Origin of the sequence: Novosphingobium sp. FKTRR1 (assembly GCF_020404405.1) — a bacterium.
GTDB lineage: Bacteria > Pseudomonadota > Alphaproteobacteria > Sphingomonadales > Sphingomonadaceae > Novosphingobium.
Genome location: NZ_JAIZDA010000015.1, coordinates 83,588 through 104,778, shown reverse-complemented (window position 1 = coordinate 104,778; position 21,191 = coordinate 83,588). Strand labels below are relative to the sequence as shown.

Sequence of the window (21,191 nt, the reverse complement as noted above, 5' to 3'; positions counted from 1 at the left end):
CTGCAAGTCGATCGGCAGCAGTCTGACAGCGCGAAAAATGTTGGTTTGCAGTTAGGGCGCGCTGGTGCGATAGGCAAGCGCATGCGATCCGATCAGCGGCCCCAGCCGCAAGCCTTTGACCAATGCTTGCGGTACGCCCGCCTTACGCCGGGACATTTCTCCCGCTGGCGGCTGCTGTGCGGCACCATTGCCTTTTCGGGACTCGCGCTGTCCCAAGCGGCGCTTGCCCAGATAGCGCCTGTCCAGACTGCGCCTGCCAAGACTGGGCCTGCCAAGACTGGGCCCGTCCAGCTGACACCGTCCACGGTTGCCACCAATACGGATGCAACCGAGCAGGTCCGGTTCGAGGCAGACAGCCTGCTCTATGACGACAAGGCGCAGATCGTCACCGCCAACGGCAACGTGATCATGCGCCGTGCCGACCAGAGCGTGCGCGCCGATGCGGTCACCTGGAACCGCACCACCGGCGCGATCGAGGCGCAGGGCAACATCCGTCTGGTCGATGCCGATGGCAACGTGCTCTATACCGACAAGCTCGAACTGACCGACGAGTTGAAGGCCGGCGCGACCGAAGACCTGCTGCTGGCATTGCGCGAAGGCGGACGGCTAGCGGCGCGGTCGGCCACCCGCGACGCGCGGGGCGACATGGTGCTGCACAACGGCGTCTATACCGGGTGCGCCGTCGAGGATGATTCGGGCTGCCCCAAACGGCCGAGCTGGGAAATCACCGCCGTTCGCGTGACTTATCGCGCGTCGGACAAGCGGGTACGCTACTACGGCGCCAAGCTTCGCGTGTTCGGGATTGACCTGCTACCTCTGCCGGGGCTTGGCCATACCGCTGATTTCCGGGCCGAATCGGGCTTGCTGATCCCCAGCTTCCGGCTTGGCTCGAACAATGGCGTCGAGGTCAGCGACACGTATTACCTGCGCCTGGCCGACAACAAGGATCTGGCGCTCACCGGCACGGTGTTCACCAAGGCACTGCCGATGCTGCAGGCACATTATCGCCAGCTGGCCAAGAACGGTGCTTTCGAGGTGACCGGCTATGTCACCCAAAGCCGCAAGATCGATGTGGCCACCGGCCTGACCTCTACCACCGGCAGCAGCGCGTTTCGCGGCTATTTCGAGGCCAACGGCCGGTTTCAGTTCGACGAGAACTGGAGCCTGACCGGTTATGGCCGGGTGGCATCCGACCGCACCTTCCTGCGCCGCTATGACATCAGCCGCGACGACCGGCTGCGCTCGTCGCTCAACCTCGAACGGATCGACAACGACAGCTATTTCAGCCTTGCTGGCTGGGCGGTCCAGACCCTTCGCGTAGGGGACCGACAGGGGCTCGTGCCGATCGCGCTGCCCTCGCTCGAATACCGCCGCCGCACCGAAATTCCCGGCATCGACGGCAAGCTTGAGCTGGAGTTGAACACCCTCGCGCTGACCCGAACCGCCGGGCAAGACACCCAGCGCGGCTTTGGCCGGGCGCAGTGGGATCTCCATCAGTTGACGCCGTGGGGTCAGGAAGTGACCTTTACCGCGCTGCTCCGGGGCGATCTGTATCACAGCGCGCAGAACGCGCTGACCACCACCGACATCTATCGCGGCACGCCGGGCTGGCAGGCTCGCGGCATCGCGACCGCCGCTATCGACGTGAAGTGGCCGTTGATCGGGGAATTGTTCGGCGGCACGCAAGTGTTCACCCCGCATGTGCAGATCGTGGCGACACCCCATGTGCGCAATCTTGATATCCCCAACGAGGATTCGCGCTCGACCGAGCTTGAAACCGCCAACTTGTTCACGCTCAACCGCTTCCCCGGCTATGACCGGTACGAGGACGGCTTGCGCTTCACCTACGGCTTCGACTGGCGGCTCGACCGGCCGGGCTGGCGCGTATCGACCACGGTCGGCCAATCGCGCCGGCTGTCGAGCCAGAACGGACTGATCCCCGCTGGCACCGGCCTGTCCAACCGTTCGTCGGATATCGTCGGGCGTACCGAGCTGCGCTTTGGCGACGTGGTCAAATTCACCCACCGGTTCCGGCTCGACAAGGACACCTTCAAGCTGCGCCGCAACGAAGTGGACGCCACGATCGGCAACCACCGTACGTATGCCGAAATCGGCTATATGCGTCTCAGCCGCGATATCGACACCACCTTCGAGGATCTGCGCGACCGGCAGGAACTGCGTTTTTCGGCGCGGGTGGCCTTTGCCCGGTACTGGTCGGTATTCGGGTCGGGCGTAACCAACCTGACGCCGCGGTCGGCCGACCCGACCAACTTGTCCAACGGCTTCCAGATGCTGCGCCACCGGCTGGGTTTTGCCTATACCGACGACTGCTTCGATCTGTCGCTGACCTGGCGGCGCGATTACGTGACCACGGGCGATGCGTACAAGGGCAACGCCTACCTGCTCAGCATCGCCTTCCGCAACATCGGCACAAAGTAGGATAGGCGCGCAATGATTTCGGCAGGGGCGACAGTCCGTCTTGCGACGGGGATAGTGTCGGGAAAAGGCCGGATTTTCGGCGCACCAACTTCCCAGCGCCAAACAATCGGGCTAAGCCCGCAGCCACTCAGCCTTGGTTAAGGGCGCCGGATCCATGCCGGCGTCCGATGATGGCGATGACCGTGCGGGAATTCTCCCCCGCCCCGACAGGATGTTCTGATGGCCAAGATGCCCGGTTTGCGTGTGATTTTTCCCCTGGCTCGCCCCGCGATGGCGCTGGGCCTGGTTGCAGGGCTCGTGGCGACCGTGGCCGGGCCGCTGGCATCGACCGCGCTGGCTCAGCAGCAATTGTCGGCCGCGCCAGTCGATGATGCCGATGCGGTGGCCCCTCCGGCGCAAGGCCAGTTGAACCTTCCGGCCAATCCCAAGCTGTTCGGCAAGAACGATCCCAACGTCCGCCGCGCCACCGCCGTCGTCAATGGCGAGATCGTGACCGGTACCGACATCGAACAGCGGCTGGCGCTGATCGTCAACGCCAACGGCGGCAAGGTCGGGCAAGAGGAAATGGAGCGGCTGCGGTTGCAGGTGCTGCGCAACCTGATCGACGAAACGTTGGAGATTCAGGAAGCCAAGGCGGCCGATATCGACATTTCCGAGGACGAAGTCACCGAAAGCTACAACCGCGTCGCCCAGCAAAACTTCGGCCAGAACCCCGCTGCACTCGACAAGTACCTGATTTCGGTGGGATCGTCGGGCGCCTCGCTCAAGCGTCAGATCAAGGGCGAACTGTCGTGGCAGCGCCTGTTGCGCCGCAACGTCCAGCCGTTCATCAACGTTTCCGACGGTGAAGTGCGCGAAATGATGGACCGGCTCAAGGCGGCCAAAGGCACCGAGGAATACCGGATCGGCGAAATCTTCCTTGCCGCCACCGATGAAACCAAGCCGCAGGTAAAGGGCAACGCCCAGAAAATCGTCGACCAGTTGAAGCAGGGCGGCAGCTTTGTCGCCTATGCCCGTCAGTTTTCCGAAGCGTCGACCGCTGCGGTCGGCGGCGATCTGGGCTGGATCCGGTTGGGCCAGTTGCCGACCGAACTGGCTGCGGCCGCAAACGGCATGGGGCCGGGGCAACTAGCCGGTCCGATCGAACTCAACGGTGGCTATTCGATCATGTACGTGATCGACAAGCGGCAGGTGCTGACCGCCGATCCGCGCGATGCGGTGCTCAGCCTCAAGCAGATCTCGATCGCTTTCCCCAAGGGCGCGCCCGAAAAGGACGCCACTGCCAAGGCCGCCGAATTCGCCAAGGCGATCAAGGCGATCAAGGGTTGCGGCCAAGCCGAAAGCGCCGCCGCCACGCTGGGCGCTTCGATCGTCGCCAATGACCAGATCCGCGCGCGCGACCTGCCCGCCGCATTGCAGGAAAGCGTGCTCAAGCTGTCGGTGGGCGAGGCAACGCCGCCGTTCGGTTCGATCGAGGATGGCGTGCGCGTGCTGCTGCTGTGCGGCCGCGATGATCCCAAGGTCGCTTCGGGCCCAAGCTTCGACCAGTTGCAGTCGCAGATGGAGGACGATCGCGTGAACAAGCGCGCGCAGACCTACCTGCGCGACCTGCGTCGCGATGCGGTGATCGAATACAACTGACCCGCGCCGCTCGCTTTCGCGGGCCGGACGGGTTAGGCCTATCGGCATGACCACGTCACCTCAGCAGCCCCTGCCGCCCATCGCCATCAGCATGGGCGACCCGGCGGGCATCGGCCCGGAAATGGCGCTGGCCGCGTGGGCGCTCAGCGCCTCGGCCGATCTGCCCCCGTTCTTTGTGGTCGGCAGCCGTGCGGTGCTGGCAGCGGCGGCGATGGCGCGCGGATTGCACATCCCGATCGTCGCAATCGCCGCGCCGGACGAGGCTGCCGCTGTGTTCGAGACTGCGCTGCCTGTGATTGACTTGGGTGACCTGGCCTATACCCCCGGCGAGCCCGACGATGCGGGCGCCGCGATGGCGTTGCGCGCACTCGAACTGGCGACCGGGCTGGTGCGCAATGGTGCGGCATCGGCGCTTGTCACTGGGCCCGTTGCCAAGAGCCGCCTTGCCCGCGTCGGCTTCAGCCACCCCGGACAGACCGAGTTCGTCGCCCATGCTTGCGGTATCGCGCCCGAAAACGCGGTGATGATGCTTGCAGGCCCTTCGTTGCGTGTCGTGCCGGTAACGGTCCACGTCGCTCTGCACAGCGTTGCCGGGCTGTTGACGGCGGCGCTGATCGAGAACCGCGCCGCGATCACGGCGGCGGCGCTGCAGCGCGATTTCGGTGTCGCCAACCCGCGTCTGGCCGTGGCCGGGCTCAACCCTCATGCCGGTGAAGAGGGGCGCATGGGGCATGAGGATGGCGACGTCATCGTGCCCGCCGTTGCCGCGCTGCGCGCTGCCGGGATAGACGCCACCGGTCCATTGCCTGCCGACACGATGTTCCACGTTCAGGCGCGCGCGACCTATGACGTGGCAATCTGCATGTACCACGATCAAGCACTGATCCCGATCAAGGCGCTCGATTTTGATGAAGGCGTCAACGTCACGTTGGGACTGCCGATCATCCGCACTTCGCCCGATCATGGCACTGCCTTCAACATTGCCGGAACCGGCACCGCGCGTCCGGGCGCCACGATCGCGGCCATCCGCATGGCGGGCGAATGTGCCGCAAGGCGCGCCGCCAATCCCCTGCCGGGCACCATGCCGGATGCCACGGCATGAGCACGCAGCCGCTGATCCCGCTGCCGCCGCTGCGCGAGGTGGTCGCCAAGCATGGCCTCGCCGCATCGAAGGCGCTGGGCCAGAACTTCCTGTTCGACGAACAGTTGCTCACCCGCATCGCTGCGATACCCGGTTCGCTCAAGGATGCGTCGGTGCTCGAAGTCGGCCCCGGGCCCGGCGGGCTGACGCGGGCGTTGCTGCGCGCGGGCGCACGAGTGACCGCGATCGAGATGGACCGGCGCTGCCTGCCCGCGCTGGCCGAACTGGCAGAGGCCTTTCCCGGCCGGTTACGCGTAATCGAGGGGGATGCCCTGAAGGTCGCGCCCGAAACGCTGTTCGACGAGCCTTGGCACGTCGTCGCCAACTTGCCCTACAATGTCGGTACGGCGCTGTTCACCGGCTGGTTGTCGGGGCAGGACTGGCCGCCGCGCTGGCGCTCGTTGACGTTGATGTTCCAGCAGGAAGTGGCCGAGCGCATCGTCGCGCAGGCGGGCAGCGACGCCTATGGCCGGCTGGCGGTGCTGGCGCAGTGGCGCGCCACACCCCGCATCGCGATGAAAGTGCACCGCAGCGCGTTCACGCCGCCGCCAAAGGTCATGTCGGCGGTGATCCATGTCGAACCCGCCACCATGCCCCCCGGTGTTTCGGCCCGGATGCTGGAACGGGTGACCGAAGCCGCCTTCGGTCAACGCCGCAAGATGCTGCGCCAGTCGCTCAAGGGCCTGCCCGGCGCGCTGGCAGCGTTGGAAACGCTGGGCATCGACGCCGCTCGACGGGCCGAAACGCTGACGGTCGCCGACTTCGTGGCGATTGCCGGGGTGCTGTCAACCTGAACCAACACCCCGGCGTAGGCGATCAGCGGCCCTTCGCGGCGCCGCCCGCGGCCTGTGCCTCCAGCGCCTTGTCCTCATTGGCGCGGCTGACCAGATAGGCGCGGATCGCCTCGGCATCGTCGGCATTCAGCGCCGACTTGAACGAGACCATGCCCTGCTGGTGCAACTGGCCACCCAGTACCACCAGCTTGAGCGCATCGGCCGAGGAAATCACGCCCGAATGGCGCAGATCGGGGTTGAGCCCGCCGGCCACCGCCGCGTCACCATGGCATACGTTGCAATAGCGGCCATAAAGCTGGCCACCGTGGGTGATCTGCGTCGCCGTACCGAACGAGGGCGGCGGATCGAGCACCATCTGGTTCGACGGCGGTGCAGGCGGCAGTTGGCCCTTGGCCCCCAGCTTGAACACCAGCAGGCGGCTGATGTTGCGCGCAGCGCCGCCCTTGTTGGCCAGCACGCCGGTGGCGACGTCCCACACCCCGCCCCAGCCGACCAGAATGGCGACGTATTGTTCGCCCTTGATCGCATAGGTCATCGGCGCGGCGATCACCCCGGTCTGGGTCGGGAACGACCACAGTTGCTGGCCCTTGTCAGCGGTATAGGCCACGAACTGGCCCCCGGCAGTACCCTGAAACACAAGGTTGCCCGCGGTCGACAGCACGCCGCCATTAGACGGCGCAGGCAGGGCGACCCGCCACGCTGCCTGCTGACGCGCGACATCCCATGCGACCAGTTCGCCAGTGCTTGCGGCCTTCGCACCCTGCTGCACCTTCAGATCGGCGGGCATTGCGGTGGCATAGCCGTTGAGGCCGGTCTGGAAACCGATGTCGGTCGGCTTCCAGTTCTGCGCTGCGACATAGGGGAACGCGGCAAGGTTGGTGGGGATATAGAGCAGCCCGGTCTTGGGGCTGTAGCTTTGCGGCTGCCAGCTATGCGCACCGACCGCGCCGGGGACGCTGACGAACGGCTTGCCGGTCTTTTCATAGCGGGCGTCGGGGTTGATCGTTACCCGCCCGGTGGCCGGATCGATCCCCGTGGCCCAGTTGACCGGCACCCACGCCTTGGCCGAGATGAACTTGCCGGTCTTGGCATCGAGCAGGAACACATGGCCATTCTTGGGCGCATGCATCGCCACATGGCGCTTCACCCCGTCGATCACCACGTCGGCAATTGTGATCTGCTGCGCCGAATCGAAGTCCCAGCGGTCTTCCGGGGTTTCCTGGAAATGCCAGACATAGGCCCCGGTATCGGCGTTCACCGCCACAATCGACGAGGTATAGAGGCTGTCACCCGCGCGGCCCGCACCGTTCGGGTTCCACGGCTCGGCATTGCCGGTGCCGAACAGGACGAGGTTGGTGGTCGGGTCATAGGTGATCGAATCCCACACGGTGCCGCCACCGCCCAGTTCCCACCACTTGCCGGCCCAGGTCTTGGCCGCTGCGGCGAGCGCCTTGTTTTCGAACCCGGCCTTGGGGTTGCCGGGGACGGTGTGGAACTTCCACACTTCCTTGCCGGTTGCCGGATCATAGGCCGCGATATAGCCGCGCGCCTTGTACTCCGCGCCTGCCGAGCCGAGGATGATGCGGCCTTTGACGATGCGCGGCGCGCCGGTGATCGTGTAGTCCTGCTGGTTGGGCACCACCACGCGGCTCCACACCAGCTTGCCGGTATCCTTGTCAAGCGCGACAAGCCGCCCGTCGAGCGTGGCGACATAGAGCTTGTTGCCATACAGCGCGACGCCGCGGTTGACTGCATCGCAGCAGGCACGGATCAGCGTTTCGCGCGGCACCTTGGGGTCGAACGCCCACTTGGGCTTGCCGGTGGTGGCGTCATAGGCTTTGACCATCGACCAGGCGGTCGAGACATAAAGCACGCCGTCATGCACCAGCGGCGTCGCTTCCTGCCCGCGTGCCGAATCGATGTCAGCCGACCACGCAAGGCCCAGATTGGCGACGTTGCCATCGTTCACCCCGGTCAAGGGCGAGAAGCGCTGTTCCCAATGGTCGCGTCCATAGCTGAGCCATTCGCCATCTGGGACGTTTGCCAGCAAGGCGCCGGTAACGCCGGAAACGACAGCGGGCGCTGCCTTGCGCTTGGCCGGGCCAGCGGCGATCGCGGCGCCGCCGAAGGCCTGAGTACACACCAGCGCCAATGCTGAAATGGTTGCAACGAATGAAATCGGCTTGCTTTGCATCATCCCACACCCTTGTCTTTTCCGACGCTTCGGCCGGTTCTTGCTCTGCTATCGTGCCCGATGAACGTTGTTTGTCAAAGGACGTATCACTCTGTGGCCGTCCAGCCGGTCATTTCGAACGACTTGGCACACGCATTTCATCGTTCGATTAAATCGTGCGCGCGATCTAGGCAAGCTGCGATCAGGGGCAACGGCCGAGCAGATTGCTCCATTGCGCAGCTTCCGCCACGCGGTATCGTAATCCGGCGCGAATCCGGCCGCCCGAGCAGCCCGATTTCAGCCCCTCGATACTCCCAGCGGAGCCGCCTGCCATGTGTGACGATCTTACCGAACGCGACAACGCCGCCTTCTTCAGCCGTCGCGATTTCACCGCGCTGGGTGCAGGTGCGGCGGCTCTGGCGGTAACGCCCGGATGCATCGCCCAGCCCGCTCCCGATGCGGGTGCGCTGCCCACCAAAGCCCGCGAAGTGACCATAACCACGCCCGACGGCACATGCGACGCGTACTTCGTCGCGCCTGCCACCGGCAAGCATCCCGGCGTGATCCTGTGGCCCGATATCGCGGGCTTGCGCGGCGCCTACCGCACGATGGGCACGCGGCTGGCGGCGGCTGGTTATGCCGTGCTGGTGGTCAACCAGTATTATCGCGGCAGCAAGGCCCCGATCCTGGAAACGCTGACCCAATGGCAGACACCCGAAGGGCAGACCAAGCTCAAGCCGCTGATCGCCACGATCACGCCTGCCGGCACGGTGCGCGACGCCGGCGCATTCGTCGGCTGGCTGGACAAGCAGTCCGAAGTCGACACGCACCGCAAGATCGGCACCAACGGCTATTGCATGGGCGGGCCGTTCACGGTGCGCACTGCCTTTGCCGCTCCCGACCGGGTCGGTGCCGCAGCCTCGTTCCATGGCGGCGGACTGGTTGGCGATGGCCCCGACAGCCCGGTGCAGTTGCTGGGTGGTACCAAGGCCGCGTTCCTGTTCGCGATTGCCCAGAACGACGATGCCCGCGCGCCCGATGACAAGGCGCGTCTGCGTGCGGCGGCCGCCGCTGCCGGTCGCCCCGCCGAGATCGAGGTTTATCCTGCGCAACACGGGTGGTGCACCATCGACGCTCCGATCTACGATCAGGTTCAGGCGGAACGGGCCTGGGCGCGGATGCTGGCGCTCTACGCCAAGTCCCTTTGATACAAGCGAAGGCAGGGGCCTGTTGCGCCCCTGCCTTCAGGTTTGACAATCAGCCCTGCGCCAACTGGACTTCGAGTTCGCCCAGCACGCGGTAACAGTCGAGCACTTGCGCGACCGAGCTGTTGGGCTCGCGGCCTTCACGGATCGCGGCGATGAACTCGCGATCCTGCAACTCGATCCCGTTCATGCTGACATCGACTTGCGACACGTCGATCGGCTGCTCGCGTCCGTCGACCAGATCGTCATAACGCGCGATGTAAGTCCCGGTATCGCCGATGTAACGGAAGAACGTGCCCAGCGGCCCGTCGTTGTTGAACGACAGCGACAGCGTGCAGATCGCGCCGCTCTCGCTCTTGAGCTGGATCGACATGTCCATGGCGATGCCCAGTTCGGGATGGATCGGCCCTTCCACCGCGTTGGCCTTGACGATCTTGCCTGCCTGATAGGCAAACAGATCGACCGTGTGCGCGGCATGGTGCCACAGCAGGTGGTCGGTCCAGCTCCGCGCCTCGCCCTTGGCGTTGATGTTGCGGCGGCGGAAGAAGTAGGTCTGCACGTCCATCTGCTGGAGGTTCAGTTCGCCAGCCGTGATCTTGTTGTGCACATACTGATGGCTGGGGTTGAAGCGGCGGGTGTGCCCGACCATCGCCACCAGCCCGGTCTCCTGCTGGACGCGCAGCACTTCCTGCGCATCGGCCCAGCTATCGGCCAGCGGGATTTCCACTTGCACGTGCTTGCCCGCCTTCATGCAGGCGATGGCTTGTGCCGCGTGCATCTGGGTGGGGGTGCACAGGATCACGGCATCCACGTCATCGCGGGCCAGCGCATCGTCGAGTTCGGTCGAACTGTGCTTTGCGCCGTACTTTGCGGCAACGGCGGCGGCCTGTTCACCGGTGCGGCTGATGATCGAGACGATCTCGACCCCAGCGATGTTCTTCAGTCCATCAAGGTGCTTTTCGCCAAAGGCGCCAGCGCCAGCGAGGGCGATACGCATGGGATATTGTCCTTTTTCGCAAAAAGGACCGGGTGGTGCTGTTCAGGGCACCGCCCGGCAGGGTGGAAGGGGTCGGTGTCAGTCAACCGGCTCAAGCACGATGTGCCCGATCGCCGTGTTGGAGCAGGGAATGTGGTAATGACGGTGGAGCAGCCGGGTTTCGCGACCAAGCGCACCGCGCATGATCAGCCACATCACCATCTCGATGCCTTCGCTGCCGGTTTCGCGCAGATATTCGATATGCGGAATCCAGCGCGCGGCATCGCTGTCGCCGATCAACGCGTCGAGGAACTTGTTGTCCCATTCGCGGTTGAGCAGCCCGGCGCGCGGCCCCTGCAACTGGTGGCTCATGCCGCCGGTGCCCCAGATCTGCACGTTGAGATCTTCGGGGAAGCTTTCGACGGCGCGCTTGATCGCCTCGCCCAGCGCCCAGCAGCGGTTGCCCGACGGGACCGGATAGGTCACCACGTTGACCGCCAGAGGCACGACCTTGACCGGCCACTTGGCGGGTTGGCCGAACATCATCGACAGCGGCACGGTCAGCCCGTGATCGACATCCATCTCGTTGATGATGGTCATATCGAATTCGTCGAGGATCAGGCTTTGCGCGATGTGCCAGGCAAGGTCGGCATGGCCTTCGACATCGGGCACTGCGCGCGGCCCCCAGCCTTCGTCGGCCGACTTGTAATGGTCGCCGCAGCCGATCGCAAAGGTCGGGATGATGTTGGCGTCGAAGGCCGATGCGTGATCGTTATAGACCAGAATGACCACGTCGGGTTGCGTGTTCGCCTCCCACTTGCGCGTCCATTCATAGCCCTTGAAGATCGGACCGAAATAGTCGTCGTCCGACTTGCCCTGATCGACCGCAACGCCCAGCAATGGCACGTGGCTCGAACCCACCCCTGCGGTAATGCGCGCCATGTCAGTTGGCTCCCTTGTTGGCAGCCGCAGCCGCAAGATTGGCCTTGATCGACCGGTTGCCTTCTGCCGAGCGACCGCCATCCAGCATCATCTGGCGGTATTCAGGCCAGGTCATGTCGGTCATCGTGCTGACCGCCTCGGCAAACGGCAGGCCATCGGACGAAAACAGCTTCGACAGGAAGTACACGTTCCCGCCAAGGTCGAGCAGGCGATTGTAGTCGCGCGCCAGCAGGGCTTCCTTGGCCGCTTCGGAGATGTTCCATTCGTCCAGATACGCGCGTTCGTCCGCTTTGAACCGTGCGCGGTTCTCGGCCTTCATCAGGCTCATGGCGAACTGGTTGATCCAGTAGCCCTTGCGCGCGCGCGCCGCCGTATAGATGCGAGTGCCGGGAATATCGTCGAGTTCGGCGAGATATTCGTGGATGTTCAGCGCGGGCTTCTTGCCTTGCGTCGCGTCGTTGTTGCTCACAGGCCCCTCTCCTTCAGCTTGGCGTCAAGGCGCGGGAACACGCGGCGCGCGTTACCCTCGAAGATCGCGTGGCGCTCGGCATCGCTGATATCCAGCGCATCGACATAGCGCTTGGTATCGTCGAAATAGTGGCCGGTGGTGGGGTCGATCCCGCGAACCGCGCCGACCATCTCGCTGCCGAACAGGATGTTCTTGTTGTCGATGACGTCGGCCAGCAGATTGATGCCCGGCTGGTGATAGACGCAAGTATCGAAGAACACGTTGTTCATCAGGTGGCCCGACAGGTCCGGCTTCTTCAGCATGTCGGCAAGGCCGCGATACCGCCCCCAGTGATAGGGAACCGCGCCGCCACCATGCGGAATGATGAAGCGCAAGGTCGGAAAGCGGCTGAACAGATCGCCTTCGAGCAGTTGCATGAAGGCGATGGTGTCGGCCGCGATGTAGTATCCGCCAGTGGCATGCATCGCCGGGTTGCAACTACCCGACACGTGGATCATCGCCGGAACGTCAAGCTCCACCATCTTTTCATAGATCGGGAACCAGTACGGATCGGTCAGCGGCGGATGGGTAAAGCGCCCGCCACCCGGATCGGGGTTGAGGTTGCAGCCGATGAAGCCCAGTTCGGTGACGCAGCGCTCCAGCTCGGCGACCGAACTGGTCAGATCCGCCTCGGGCGATTGCGGCAGCATGCATACGCCAACAAACGTTTCCGGGAAAAGATCGACCACGCGCGCGATCAGATTGTTGCAGGCCTGCGCCCAGGGCACAGCCACGCTCTGGTCGCCGACGTGCGGCGCCATCGCACTGGCGCGTGGCGAAAAGATCGTCATGTCGGCGCCGCGCTCCTTGAGCAGGCGCAACTGGTTGGCCTCGATCGTCTCGCGGATCACGTCGTCCGAGATGTCGGGATAGGCGGGCGCGGGCTCTCCGGCCTTGAACGCGGCCTTCTGCGCCTCGCGCCATTCGTCATGCGCCTTTGGCAGCACGGTGTAGTGGCCATGGCAGTCGATGATCATGGTCATGCGTCGATCTCACCCTTTTCAGCCGCTTCGAGCGGAAATTTCCGGCCCGCCAGTTCATGTTGGCGCTGGACGGTACCGCGCGTCATCACCGGCTCGATCCCCAGCGCTTCAAGCGTCTTGGCGGACTCCGCCATTTCGGCCGCGCGGCGCGCGCCATGCGTGGTCATGCGTTCGATGTTGTAGGCGGCACGATCGGCCCAGCCATCCTTGCGCTCGCTGGCATCGAGCGAGGCGAGCACTTCGTCGACTACGCCTGCCGCATGCGCGCCCAGCATCATCTCTGCGGTCAGCGCCTCGATGCCCTTGACCATGATTGAACGGATCATCTTGATCGCGCTGGCCCGGCCGATCTCGTCGCCCACGACCCGCACGTTGGTGAAACCCGCATTGCGCAACAAGGCTTCCGCCTCCGCAGCGGCAGTGCCTGATAGCAGCAACGGCACGTTCAGCCGCGCAGGATTGACCGGAGCGAGCACCGCCACGTCAACATAGCGTCCGCCAGCGGCCTCGATCGCCGCTGCCGCTGCGCGCTTGGTCTGCGGGGCAACCGAATTCATGTCGCACCATATTGCGCCGGGTGCGAGCAGCGCGGCGTAGTCCTGCGCGGCGGGCAACGCCGCGTCCGCCGTCACCAATGACAGCACCAGTCCGGCAGCGCTCAACGCACAATCGGCGGTAGCGCAGGCAAGCACGCCCGCTTCCTCCATTGCCGCCCGCCGCGCCGGGTTCACGTCATAGGCATGCGCCGCTGCTTCCCAGCCCGCCGCGCGCGCGAATGTCGATCCGGCCTCGCCAAAGCCGATCAGGGAAATTGCCTCTACCATGCGATCAGCCCTGCCCCCGCCCCCTCTGGCCGACCAATCGGAAATCACAGAAGGGGCATAAGGTTTGGCTAAGTCATGTTCGAACGTGCGCCGGTTTGACCTGGATCAAGCACCGACATGCGCTGGCGATGCAGGCCCGCTGGCACAGGCCCGGCACAAGGTTCGGGCCAACGGGAGCGATGCGCGATGGCATCTGTGAATGACAACGGCCGCGATGCCGAACCAATCCCCGGCACAACCTTGTTCGACGGCGACGCGGCACAGCGCGGCTTTGCCCTGAACGCGATGTGCTATTCGTTCAACGATGCGGCCAACCGCGCCGCATTCCGGGCAGATGAAGACGCCTATCTCGCACGCTTCGCCCTGACGCCCGAACAACGCTTGGCGGTTCAGCAGCGCGACGTGCTGGGCATGATCGCGGCGGGCGGCAACATCTATTACCTCGCCAAGCTCGCCGGGATCTTCGGCCTCAACGTGCAGGACGTCGGCGCGTTGCAAACCGGGATGAGCGTTGCCGAATTCAAGCAGATGCTGCTCGATCAGGGAAAGGGCCTCAACCATGGCTGAAATCGTCGGTGCCTATTTCACCAGCCACGTTCCCGCGATCGGCGGGGCGATCCATCGCGGTGACCAGCAGGAGCCGTATTGGAAGCCGTTTTTCGACGGTTTCCCACGCGTCCACGAATGGTTGGCCGAGGTAAAGCCCGATGTCGCGGTCGTGTTCAACAACGACCACGGGCTCAACTTCTTCCTCGACAAGCTGCCCACTTTTGCGGTCGGCGCAGCCGATCGCTATGACAACGCCGACGAAGGCTGGGGCCTGCCGTTGTACAAGAGCTTCGCCGGGCACGCCGCGCTGAGTTGGCATATCATCGAACAACTGGTGCACGATGAATTCGACGTGACCACCTGCCAGAAGATGACAGTCGACCACGCCCTGTCGATCCCGTTCGAGCTGGCGTGGCCGGGGGTAGAGGAATGGCCGGTCAGGATCGTGCCGATCGCCATCAATACCGTGCAGCATCCTTTGCCCAGCGCCAAACGCTGCCTTGCGCTGGGGCGCAGCGTCCATCGTGCACTGGCGGGTTGGCAGGGCGACGAACGCATCGTCGTGATCGGCACGGGCGGTCTGTCGCATCAGTTGGACGGCGCCCGCGCCGGGTTCATGAACCCCGACTACGACCGCTTCTGCCTCGACAACCTGTCGCGCGATCCCGACGCGCTGACCGCCCATTCGATCCACGACATCGTCCGCCTGTCGGGCACGCAGGGCGTGGAGATCCTCAACTGGATCGCGGCGCGCGGGGCGCTTGGGCCGGGCGCACACGAGATCCATCGCAACTACCACATCCCGATCTCGAACACCGCAGCGGCTACACTGCTGCTTGAGCCGGCCTGAAGTCACTCTCCGGCGGCGACCGCGCGCAAGTCGGCCAGAAATTCGGCTTGCACGCTGGTCGGCCGCCAACTGGCGCGGGTGGTGACACCGATCTCCCGGCGAAAGCGGGCGGGCAGGTCATCCACCACGGCCAGCCAATCCGCCTGCAACTCGACAGCGATCTGGTCGCGCGACAGCAAAGTCAGGAAATCGCTGGCGATCAGCAACTGGCGGATGGTCATGACCGAGCCCGATTCGACCCGCACCGGCGGCGGGTCCATGCCCGCTTCTTCGAACATCGCCACCCACATGTCGCGCAAGGGGGCACCCGGCCCCGGCATGACCCAGGCATAGCGCGCCAATTCGGCGAGATCGCCAGCCCTGCCAAGCGCCTTGGCGCACAACGGGTGCCCCGCGCGCGCCACGATGACAGGTTCATCGGCAAACAGTGCCTGCTGCTCAAGGTCGCCTTCCAGCAAGGGCTGACGCAAGGCACCCACCATCAGGTCGAGCGTGCCGTTGCGCAGCGGCTCGACCAGTTCGGCGCGCGATCCTTCGGCAATGGCGATGCGCACCAGCGGATGGCGCTGCAGGAACCGCGCCACCGCCGCAGGCAGCACCCGCGCGCGTGACAAGGGCATGGCGCCGATCACGATCCGCCGCACTTCGTTGCCGCGCAGCGCCTCAAGCTCGGCCAGCCCCGCCTCAAGCTCGATCCGCGCCAGCCGGAAACCGCGCGCCACGATCATGCCGCCGTCGGTCAGGAACACCGCGTTGCTGCGCCGCACCGCCAATGGCCGCCGCAAGGATACCGACAAGTCCTTGATCGCCCGGTGCAATGACGGGATCGAAAGGCCGGTCTCAAGGCTCGCCCCCTGGTAGCTGCCCGCATCGGCCAGAGCCAGCAGTGCGCGCAGCCGCGCCATCGTCACGCGGTGGCTGCCGATATGCTCCAGCGCGGCTACGATCCGCGGCACCAGCAGGTCGGCTGCAGGCGTGGGAACCATGCCATCGTGGCGCCGCTCGAACAGCGTGGTGCCAAGAATGGCCTCAGTCCGCGCCAGAGCCTGCGTTATCGCCGGTTGGGTCAGGTTCACCCCTTGGGCGGCGCGGCTCATGCTGCCGAACTCGGCGATCAGGGCGATGGCGCGCAAGTGGCGCAAATTGAAGTCCCATAGCTTCACGCTGAGCGTGATTGCGTGGCCTATGGCATTTAGCAAGAACTTATCGCCCGCGCAGGGTTTTGTATTCCCTCCCCGCCCGCCCCGGCGCATCGCCCGAATTGAAGCCGGTCTGCGGGCTGAGGGAGATTGTGGTCATGAGCGGAATCGTCGTCCAGAACATCGAACGCGCTGCCCCCGAGGTTATCGACGGGCTGGCCGCCTGCGGCGTCGCCACCGTGCACGAAGCGCAAGGCCGCACCGGCCTGCTCGCCAGCTACATGCGTCCGATCTATCGCGGCGCACGGATCGCCGGCAGCGCGGTGACGATCAGCGCCGCGCCGGGCGACAACTGGATGGTGCACGTGGCGATCGAACAGTTGCAGGCGGGCGACATCCTGCTGCTCGCCCCGACTTCGCCTTGCGAGGATGGCTACTTTGGCGATCTTCTGGCCACCAGCGCGCAGGCGCGCGGCTGTCGCGGGCTGGTGATCGATGCGGGCGTGCGCGATGTGCGCGACCTGACCGAGATGGAATTCCCGGTCTGGTCCAAGGCGATCTATGCTCAGGGCACCGTCAAGAACACGCTGGGTTCGGTCAACGTGCCGGTCGTGTGCGCCAACGCGCTGGTCAATCCGGGCGACGTGATCGTGGCCGATGACGATGGCGTCTGCGTCGTGCCTCGCGAAAAGGCAGCAGAAGTTCTGAAAGCGGCACAGGCACGCGAAGCCAACGAGGGCGAGAAGCGGGCAAAGCTGGCCGCCGGTGTGCTCGGGCTCGACATGTACAAGATGCGCGAGCGGCTCGAGAAAGAGGGGCTGAAGTATGTCTGAGGCCACATCTGCGGCTGGGCGCCTTACCGGCTTGTCCGCGCCGTGCATGTGGATGCGCGGCGGCACCTCGAAGGGCGGCTACTTCCTGAAAGCGGACCTGCCCGCCGACACCGCCACGCGCGATGCATTCCTGCTCGCGGTGATGGGCAGCCCCGACCCCTTGCAGATCGACGGCCTTGGCGCGGCCGACCCGCTGACCAGCAAGGTCGCGGTCATCAGCAAGTCGGCGCGCGAGGGCATCGACGTCGATTACCTGTTCCTGCAAGTGTTCGTCGATCAGGCCATCGTCACCGACGCGCAGAACTGCGGCAACATCCTGGCAGGCGTCGGCCCTTTCGCCATCGAGCGCGGACTGGTGGCCGCAACGGGCGATGAAACCCGCGTCGCCATCTTCATGGAAAATACCGGGCAGGTCGCCGTCGCCACGGTGCAGACGCCGGGCGGCAAGGTAACCTATGCCGGACAGGCCGCCATCGACGGCGTGCCCGGCACCCATGCCCCGGTCCCGCTGGAGTTTCGCGATACTGCCGGGTCAAGCTGCGGTGCGCTGTTGCCGACCGGCAACGTGGTCGATGTGGTCAACGGCGTGGCCGTGACGCTGATCGACAACGGCATGCCCTGCGTGGTGATGAAGGCCGCCGACCTTGGCATCACCGGATACGAGGACCGCGACTGGCTGGACAACGCCACCGATCTGAAGGCGCGGATCGAGGCGATCCGGCTGGCAGTGGGCGAGCGGATGAACCTGGGCGACGTTGCCGCCAAGTCCGTCCCCAAGATGATGCTGGTCGCCCCGCCGCGCAACGGCGGCGCAGTGACCGTGCGCAGTTTCATCCCCCACCGCGCCCATGCCACCATCGGCGTGCTGGGTGCGGTCAGCGTGGCCACCGCCTGCCTGCTCGAAGATTCGCCCGCTGCGCAAGTCGCCGCAATCCCCGCAGGCAGCCGCAAACTCCTGTCGGTCGAACACCCGACCGGCGAAATGAGCTGCGTGCTCGAAGTGGACGAAATCGGCGCGGTGCGCACCGCTGCCTTGCTGCGTACTGCGCGCAAGCTGATGGATGGAGTTGTATTCGGATGAGCACGAACCGCATCGTCAGTTGGCATTCAGCCCCCAGCAAGCCGCGCTATACCCCGCCTGCCGGCGCGATCGACGCCCATTGCCACGTGTTCGGCCCGATGGCCCAGTTCCCGTTCAGCGCCAAGGCCAAGTATCTGCCGCAAGACGCCGGGCCGGACATGCTGTTCGCGCTGCGCGACCATCTGGGCTTTGCCCGCAACGTGATCGTGCAGGCCAGTTGCCATGGCACCGACAACGCCGCCACGCTGGATGCCATCGCCAAGAGCGAAGGCAAGGCGCGCGGCGTGGCCGTGGTCGATCCGGCGATTTCCGAGGCGGAGCTCCATGCGCTCCACGCGGGCGGCATTCGCGGCATCCGCTTCAACTTCCTCAAGCGACTGGTCGACGATGCGCCCAAGGACAAGTTCCTTGAGGTCGCCAACCGCCTGCCCAAGGGCTGGCACGTGGTGATCTATTTCGAGGCGGACATTCTTGAGGAATTGCGCCCGTTCATGGATGCCATCCCCGTACCGCTGGTGATCGACCACATGGGCCGCCCCGATGTGCGCCAAGGGCCGGACGGTGCCGACATGAAGGCGTTTCGCGGCTTTCTGAACAGCCGCGACGACATCTGGTTCAAGGCGACCTGCCCAGACCGGCTCGATGCGATCAAGGAAGGCGGCGCGGGCGATCCGTGGAACGATTTCGCCCACGCCGTTGCGCCGCTGGTAGCCGACTATCAGGACCGCGTGCTGTGGGGCACCGACTGGCCGCACCCCAACATGGACACAGAGATTCCCGACGACGGCCATCTGGTCGACATGATCCCGCGTATCGCCCCCACCGAGGAACTGCAACGCAAGCTGCTGATCGACAACCCGCTCAAGCTCTATTGGGCGGATTGAGCAGTCAGGCCAGCACCGGCCTGCGCGCGATGATATCCCCCGCTGCGGCCTCCCATGCCGCGGCGGCGGAAAGGCAGGCCGCATCGGCATGGACCGGTGCAACGATCTGCAACCCTATCGGCAGGCCACCCGGCCCGAACCCGGCGGGCACCGCGATCGACGGGCATCCCGACAGCGTGACAAGGCAGGTAGCCTGCATCCATTCGTGATAAGTCCGCATCTGCCGCCCGCCGATTTCCTTGGGATAGACCCAGTCGGCTGGAAACGGGAACAGTTGCGACGTCGGCATGACCCAGTAATCGAACCGCCGGAACAGGGCATGGACCGCCCTGCTCCACGCGCTGCGCACCACCGAATGCGCGGTCACGTCAAACGCCGATAGCGCAAGACCACCTTCGACTTCCCAGACCGCCGCTTCCTTCAGCAGCGCCTTGCGCGCCGGATCGCGGTAAAAGCCAAGCAAACCGCCACCTTGCTGCCACTGGCGCAAGTGCACGAAGCTCTGCCATGCCGGTTCGACCGGATGATCAGGCACGGCATCCTCGACCACCGCGCCCATTGCCTCGAACCGCGCCAGCGCCTTGCGACAGGTGTCCAGTACGCCGGGCTCATAGGGAATTGCGCCCCCAAGGTCGCCCGCCCAGCCGATGCGCTTGCCCTTCATCGCTTCGGGCCGGATGGCGCGGAAGGCATCGCCGGTTCCCTCGAGCATCAGCGGCTTGCGCGCGTCGAACCCCGCCTGCACCGACAGCAGCAGCGCCAGATCGGCGACCGAACGCGCCATCGGTCCGACCACGCCCATCGAGGGCAACCAATCCTCCGGCCCGTCGGTTGGGACGCGGCCATAGCTCGGGCGGAAGCCGAACACGTTGTTCCACCCGGCCGGGTTGCGCAGCGAGCCACCGTAATCGCTGCCATCGGCCAGCGGCAGCATGTCAAGCGACAAGCCCACGGCAGCGCCACCGCTGCTGCCTCCTGCCGCGCGCGACACGTCGTAGGGGTTGCGCGTGACGCCCCAGACCGGGTTGAAAGTGTGGCTGCCAAGGCCGAATTCGGGGGTGTTGGTCTTGCCGATGAAGATCACGCCCGCCTTGCGCAGCCGCTCGACCATCAGCCCATCGGTTCGTGCAACCTGATCGCGCAAGATCGGCGATCCCATCGTGAAGGGCAAACCGGCCACCGCCGCCAGATCCTTCACCGCATGGGGCAGCCCGTATAGCGGTCCCAATGCAGCGCCCGCCTTCACCGCCGCATCGGCCTTTGCCGCCTGAAGCAAAAGCCCCTCGCGATCCTGCAGGCCGACGATGGCATTCACGCGGGGGTTGAGCCGCCCGATCCGGTCGAGGTAAGCGCCCATCACCTCAACCGCCGATACCTTGCGCGCGGCGATAGCTGCAGCCAGATCATGCGCAGACATGGCGGTCAATGGCACCGTGGCTGTCGCCGCCCGCACACGCGCCTCCGCCAGGATGGCTGCGGACGAGGCGGCCAGTGCCAAAGCGGAACGACGGGTCAGGCGCAGGGTGGGGTTCATTCGCGCATTACGCCGCGTCGCTGCTCCCGTGACAAGCGCCAAGCTTCAACAAGGGTGCCCCCTCACCCCATCGCCTTCTTGTAGATGCTCGTCTTCGGCTTTTCGAACAGGCGCATGACCATGGGTTCGAAGAATTCGAGCGGCAGCGTGTCATAGGCGGGGTCGAACGCCGGGCAGTCATACTTGTCGATGAATTCGACCGTGGCTGCGTAGTGTTCGTGGTTCTGGAACTGGTCGCGCATGTTGCGATCAAGGCCAAGGAAGTGGAAGAAGTTGTAGCCCTGAAAAATGCCGTGGTGCTGCACGATCCACAGCAGTTCCTCGCTGACGAAGGGCTTGAGGATGGCAGCGGCAATGTCGGGGTGGTTATAGGCGCCCAGCACGTCGCCGATGTCGTGGATCAACGCCATCACCACATAGTCCTCGCTCCGCCCGTCGCGGTGGGCGCGGGTGGCAGTCTGCAGGCAATGGGTCAGCCGGTCGACCGCAAAGCCGCCGCAATCCCCTTCGAGCAGGCGCAAGTGTTCGAGCACCCGAACCCCGCCGTTGCGCGCGTGCGGCGTCAGATGCGTCATGATGATGTCCCAGTCGGCCTGTGTGCCTTCGGTCATCGTGTGAAACTGGGCGGTGTCTTCCAGCATGGTTCTCTCCCGGATTCTTTTGGTTTCCGGCAGACTATCGCACCCGAACGCCGC

At 65.1% G+C, this 21,191-nt stretch carries 19 protein-coding genes; 10 read left to right on the top strand and 9 right to left on the bottom strand.

The window, feature by feature from the left end:
• The first annotated feature begins 81 nt into the window (after positions 1 to 81).
• From LDN95_RS14825 to rsmA, 4 genes are all read left to right on the top strand, one after another.
• Entirely contained in the window at positions 82 to 2,439 is a 2,358-nt protein-coding gene (locus LDN95_RS14825) for an LPS-assembly protein LptD (RefSeq protein ID WP_226018366.1), read from the top strand.
• A gap of 270 nt (positions 2,440 to 2,709) precedes the next feature.
• Complete coding sequence (locus tag LDN95_RS14820) at positions 2,710 to 4,080, top strand: peptidylprolyl isomerase (protein ID WP_370631695.1); 1,371 nt, start codon at positions 2,710 to 2,712, stop codon at positions 4,078 to 4,080.
• Positions 4,081 to 4,126: 46 nt separating this feature from the next.
• On the top strand, positions 4,127 to 5,182 hold the full coding sequence (pdxA, locus tag LDN95_RS14815; RefSeq protein WP_226018364.1) for a 4-hydroxythreonine-4-phosphate dehydrogenase PdxA: 1,056 nt from the start codon (positions 4,127 to 4,129) through the stop codon (positions 5,180 to 5,182).
• An 11-nt stretch (positions 5,183 to 5,193) separates the two neighbouring features.
• On the top strand, positions 5,194 to 6,015 hold the full coding sequence (gene rsmA / locus LDN95_RS14810) for a 16S rRNA (adenine(1518)-N(6)/adenine(1519)-N(6))-dimethyltransferase RsmA (RefSeq protein WP_226018387.1): 822 nt from the start codon (positions 5,194 to 5,196) through the stop codon (positions 6,013 to 6,015).
• Positions 6,016 to 6,037: 22 nt separating this feature from the next.
• Here rsmA and LDN95_RS14805 read toward each other — a convergent pair whose 3' ends face one another.
• On the bottom strand, positions 6,038 to 8,158 hold the full coding sequence (locus tag LDN95_RS14805) for a PQQ-dependent dehydrogenase, methanol/ethanol family (RefSeq protein WP_226018363.1): 2,121 nt from the start codon (positions 8,156 to 8,158) through the stop codon (positions 6,038 to 6,040).
• A gap of 362 nt (positions 8,159 to 8,520) precedes the next feature.
• Between LDN95_RS14805 and LDN95_RS14800 the strand changes: the two genes are divergently transcribed.
• Complete coding sequence (locus LDN95_RS14800; RefSeq protein WP_226018362.1) at positions 8,521 to 9,396, top strand: dienelactone hydrolase family protein; 876 nt, start codon at positions 8,521 to 8,523, stop codon at positions 9,394 to 9,396.
• A 49-nt stretch (positions 9,397 to 9,445) separates the two neighbouring features.
• On the opposite strand, the gene LDN95_RS14795 is transcribed toward LDN95_RS14800, so the two are convergent.
• From LDN95_RS14795 to LDN95_RS14775, 5 genes are all read right to left on the bottom strand, one after another.
• Complete coding sequence (locus LDN95_RS14795; RefSeq protein ID WP_226018361.1) at positions 9,446 to 10,390, bottom strand: Gfo/Idh/MocA family oxidoreductase; 945 nt, start codon at positions 10,388 to 10,390, stop codon at positions 9,446 to 9,448.
• Positions 10,391 to 10,468: 78 nt separating this feature from the next.
• Entirely contained in the window at positions 10,469 to 11,311 is an 843-nt protein-coding gene (locus tag LDN95_RS14790; RefSeq protein ID WP_226018360.1) for a class III extradiol dioxygenase subunit beta, read from the bottom strand.
• A gap of 1 nt (position 11,312) precedes the next feature.
• Positions 11,313 to 11,780, bottom strand: coding sequence for a protocatechuate 4,5-dioxygenase subunit alpha (ligA, locus tag LDN95_RS14785; RefSeq protein ID WP_226018359.1), 468 nt, complete (start codon positions 11,778 to 11,780; stop codon positions 11,313 to 11,315).
• Positions 11,777 to 12,802 carry an amidohydrolase family protein gene (locus tag LDN95_RS14780; RefSeq protein ID WP_226018358.1) on the bottom strand — a complete coding sequence of 342 codons (1,026 nt, stop codon included), beginning with the start codon at positions 12,800 to 12,802 and terminating at the stop codon, positions 11,777 to 11,779. The genes ligA and LDN95_RS14780 overlap by 4 nt, the downstream gene beginning before the upstream one ends.
• Entirely contained in the window at positions 12,799 to 13,626 is an 828-nt protein-coding gene (locus LDN95_RS14775; protein WP_226018357.1) for an NAD(P)-dependent oxidoreductase, read from the bottom strand. Before LDN95_RS14775 ends, LDN95_RS14780 begins: the two co-directional genes overlap by 4 nt.
• Before the next feature lie 186 nt (positions 13,627 to 13,812).
• Here LDN95_RS14775 and LDN95_RS14770 point away from each other — a divergent pair, with 186 nt between their 5' ends.
• Together LDN95_RS14770 and LDN95_RS14765 are read left to right on the top strand one after the other, a co-directional pair.
• Positions 13,813 to 14,193, top strand: a complete 381-nt coding sequence (locus LDN95_RS14770) for a protocatechuate 4,5-dioxygenase subunit alpha (protein ID WP_226018356.1) — start codon at positions 13,813 to 13,815, stop codon at positions 14,191 to 14,193.
• The gene (locus LDN95_RS14765) at positions 14,186 to 15,025 is read left to right on the top strand and encodes a class III extradiol dioxygenase family protein (RefSeq protein WP_226018355.1); all 840 of its coding nucleotides are present in this window, start codon (positions 14,186 to 14,188) and stop codon (positions 15,023 to 15,025) included. The genes LDN95_RS14770 and LDN95_RS14765 overlap by 8 nt, the downstream gene beginning before the upstream one ends.
• Before the next feature lie 2 nt (positions 15,026 to 15,027).
• Here LDN95_RS14765 and LDN95_RS14760 read toward each other — a convergent pair whose 3' ends face one another.
• Positions 15,028 to 16,188, bottom strand: coding sequence for a LysR substrate-binding domain-containing protein (locus LDN95_RS14760; protein WP_226018354.1), 1,161 nt, complete (start codon positions 16,186 to 16,188; stop codon positions 15,028 to 15,030).
• A 134-nt stretch (positions 16,189 to 16,322) separates the two neighbouring features.
• Between LDN95_RS14760 and ligK the strand changes: the two genes are divergently transcribed.
• Genes ligK through LDN95_RS14745 form a run of 3 tightly spaced genes read left to right on the top strand, consistent with a single transcriptional unit; the run spans position 16,323 to position 18,962 of the window.
• On the top strand, positions 16,323 to 16,997 hold the full coding sequence (gene ligK / locus LDN95_RS14755; protein ID WP_226018353.1) for a 4-carboxy-4-hydroxy-2-oxoadipate aldolase/oxaloacetate decarboxylase: 675 nt from the start codon (positions 16,323 to 16,325) through the stop codon (positions 16,995 to 16,997).
• Positions 16,990 to 18,078 carry a 4-oxalomesaconate tautomerase gene (locus LDN95_RS14750; protein ID WP_305082586.1) on the top strand — a complete coding sequence of 363 codons (1,089 nt, stop codon included), beginning with the start codon at positions 16,990 to 16,992 and terminating at the stop codon, positions 18,076 to 18,078. Before ligK ends, LDN95_RS14750 begins: the two co-directional genes overlap by 8 nt.
• A complete protein-coding gene (locus tag LDN95_RS14745) occupies positions 18,075 to 18,962 on the top strand; it encodes an amidohydrolase family protein (protein ID WP_226018352.1) in 888 nt (295 codons plus the stop codon). The genes LDN95_RS14750 and LDN95_RS14745 overlap by 4 nt, the downstream gene beginning before the upstream one ends.
• Positions 18,963 to 18,966: 4 nt before the next feature.
• On the opposite strand, the gene LDN95_RS14740 is transcribed toward LDN95_RS14745, so the two are convergent.
• Positions 18,967 to 20,496: an amidase gene (locus LDN95_RS14740; protein WP_226018351.1), complete on the bottom strand. Its 1,530-nt coding sequence runs from the start codon at positions 20,494 to 20,496 to the stop codon at positions 18,967 to 18,969.
• Between the two features lie 62 nt (positions 20,497 to 20,558).
• Positions 20,559 to 21,137, bottom strand: a complete 579-nt coding sequence (locus LDN95_RS14735) for an HD domain-containing protein (protein WP_226018350.1) — start codon at positions 21,135 to 21,137, stop codon at positions 20,559 to 20,561.
• Between the last annotated feature and the right edge of the window lie 54 nt (positions 21,138 to 21,191).